Origin of the sequence: Kamptonema sp. UHCC 0994 (assembly GCF_029167235.1) — a bacterium.
GTDB lineage: Bacteria > Cyanobacteriota > Cyanobacteriia > Cyanobacteriales > Microcoleaceae > Kamptonema.
In genome coordinates, this window is sequence record NZ_JARFTR010000013.1 from 1 (window position 1) to 2,961 (window position 2,961).

Below are 2,961 nucleotides of genomic sequence, written 5' to 3' on the forward strand. Positions count from 1 at the left end.
AACCGGGCTAACTTGGGTATGGAAGTAATGCACGAGCGTAATGCTCACAACTTCCCTCTCGACTTGGCTGCTGGTGAGTCTACCCCAGTGGCTTTGGTTGCTCCTGCTATCAATGGCTAGGTTTTAGCTTGAGATACAAGAAACGCTCTCAGTAATGAGGGCGTTTTTTGTTGGGGAAATCACAGTTTTTGTACGCGCAGTGCCCCCGTGACCTTTAGTCCTGAATTCTTTACAGAGTAACCTCTTCCCTCTTCCCTAGCCCCTAGCTATAATTAAGCTCGCGGATAATTGACAGCTAAAAACGAAATAGCAGAAACGCGATCGGTCAGCGCTCCATCCAAAGTCGCTACTAACAAATCATCCAACATTTGCTTAAACTTAGGCCCTGGTTTATAGCCCAAAGCCTTTAAGTCATTACCATTCAAAGGCGGAGCAAAATTTGCCCATTTAGTGATATATTCCCAAATTTGCCGCCGCTCCCGGCGCGGACACTGTACTGCTATTAGAATTAACATAGGTAACTCATAATTTCTCAGCATTAACACCAATTTACTAGGCAGATCGCACATCGGCAAAGATGTCATTAGCTTTATTTTTCCCTCTTCCAACTGTTGTAATAACTTCACACTATCCGCCGGCAATTGAAGATTTGCTGCTACCTTACCTCTATAATCTGCTGCCAAATAAGCTATTAAAACTTCTAATCGTATCAGCCAATCATTGATATTAATGACTGGTAATTGATTAGTAATAGACGATTTCACCTCTTTTCCATTACCCATTTTTTCTGCCTTATTCATTATTTTCAAATAGCGATCTACTAAACGTAATTGCTCCCATAACTGCCGATCTAACTCTAAAGTAGGATGAATGCAGCGTAAAGCTCCTAAATCCCCCAACATTTGCAAAGCTGATTTCCAGTAAGGAGCTTGCAAAATGTGTTTCAACTCACTTTTTAGTCGCGTTTCCAATGCCGGAGCGCGGTCATTTTCTCCCTGAATTCGGTAATAAATCCCACTATCTACAGCATGGCGGATATATCCTTCTGTCTGTGGCTCAATCTGAAATCCTAGCCGCACTGCAAAGCGCACAGCGCGATAAATCCGCGTTGGATCTTCTATAAAACTATTAGCGTGTAAAACTCGAATTTGCCGAGCTTTTAAGTCTTGCAAACCTCCAAAAAAATCTAACAATTCACCAGCGCGAGGAGAGTTCAATCGCACAGCCAAAGCATTAATTGTAAAATCTCTGCGGTAAAGGTCTTGGCGAATAGAACTGGCCTCAACTTCAGGGTTAGCTGCGGGATAAGGATAAAACTCAGTACGAGCAGTAGCAATATCTACCCAAAGGGAATCTAATTCATCATTTTTGTGCCACAGGAGAGCAGCAGTTTGAAATTGACCGTGAACATCCAAACGAGCAGCAGGGTAGACTTTTTGCAGAGCTAAAGCTAACTCGACAGCCGGAGATTTTTTACTTTGATTTTTTACTTTGAGATTATTTATTGGGAAATTAACAACTGAAGAGTCTCGCTCTTCCTCCGTATTAACAATTGAGGTTTTTTGAGCATCACCAGTATTATCCAATTCCCAATCGTGATATCCATCTACTACAAGATCGATATCAGTCAGTGACAAGCTATTTTCTGAAGCAGTGAGTAACAAATCTCTGACTGCGCCGCCGACGATATAAAGTTGCCAGCCGCGTTGTTCTGCAATATTGGCAGCTTGCGATAAAAATCGATCTAGTTGAGGAGTAATGCTGGTTGCAAGCAACTGTTTAATCGATTCAGGTAAAGAGCAAAACAGTGATTCTCTATGCTTTTTTCCCACTCCTTCTCCTAATTTCCCCTTATCTTTTTGTTGGTGCAATTCTCGCAGTACGTCTGTACGAGTGACAATTCCTACTAGCTGACCATTTTCCAATACAGGCAAACGCCCAATATCGTAAGTCACCATCAAAGATTCAATTTCTGGTAGAAGAGTATCAGGTGTAATCGTTTTGAGCTGAGGTGTCATGTAGCCTTTAACGGGAGCGTGACTGAAACCATGATGTAAGGCAATATCAATGTCGCGGCGAGTGATAATTCCAACTAGGCGATCGCGATCGTCCACGACTGAAAGACCAGAGTGACCATAGCGCAGTAAAATCCGATGAGCCTCGCCGACAGAGATTTCAGGTCGAATTGTTCGCACTGGAGACGACATCAACTCACGAGCAGTAGGTGGGTAGGGAATTTGAGCTTTGAGTTGCTCAACTAATTGTTTTAAAATCAGTATGGGTTCAACGTCTCGGAGAGATACAGAAGCGGCGCGACTGTGGCCTCCACCGCCTAAAGATTTGAATAACTCATTAAGATTAGTTTCCTCTATCCGCGAGCGACCAATAATAGTTAAACGATTGAGAACTGTCGTATCTTCCGATTCTTTTTGAGAATAAACGTTAGCTAGCAACAGGGCATCATTTTCTGTCAAATCTAGCAAGCGAGATGTCAAACTAGACAATCCCGGAACAAAGGTTTCAGTAGTCAGCAACACCCAGGCTACTGTATATCCCCGCAGAGTTTCTGACTGTAAATTTTCTAGAGCAACTGTTAGCAAATCGTGCAATTGAGGCGATAAACCAGGATCGACATATTCGGCAATTACGCGCAAACTCGCTCCCTGTTCCATTAACCAGGCTAAAGCAGTAGCATCTCGTGCAGTAGCGTGGTCAAAAGTAAGGGAACCCGTATCAACATGAATACCCAAAGCCATCACTGTTGCCTCAGCGGGAGTGAGGAAGAGGGGAAAGGGGGAGATGGAAGACGGAAGACGAAAATCTCCCCTCTGCTCCTCTGCCCCCCTGCCCCCCTGCCCCCCCCCTCCCCCCCCCCCCCCCCCCCCCCCTCAACCGACCCTTTCCTCCACCACAATGGTAATTTCCGCCCCCTGGTCTTTATTGGGTGTTTTTGGTTGGTTG

The 2,961-nt window shown here is 44.4% G+C and carries 2 protein-coding genes; one reads left to right on the forward strand and one right to left on the reverse strand.

Annotated elements, in window-relative coordinates; genetic code table 11:
- A partial coding sequence (locus tag PY364_RS01185) for a photosystem II protein D1 (RefSeq protein WP_275519719.1) occupies window positions 1–120 on the forward strand: 120 nt, incomplete at its 5' end.
- A gap of 152 nt (window positions 121–272) precedes the next feature.
- Here the strand turns inward: PY364_RS01185 and PY364_RS01190 are convergent.
- A complete protein-coding gene (locus tag PY364_RS01190) occupies window positions 273–2,756 on the reverse strand; it encodes a CBS domain-containing protein (RefSeq protein ID WP_275519717.1) in 2,484 nt (827 codons plus the stop codon).
- Window positions 2,757–2,961 lie beyond the last annotated feature (205 nt).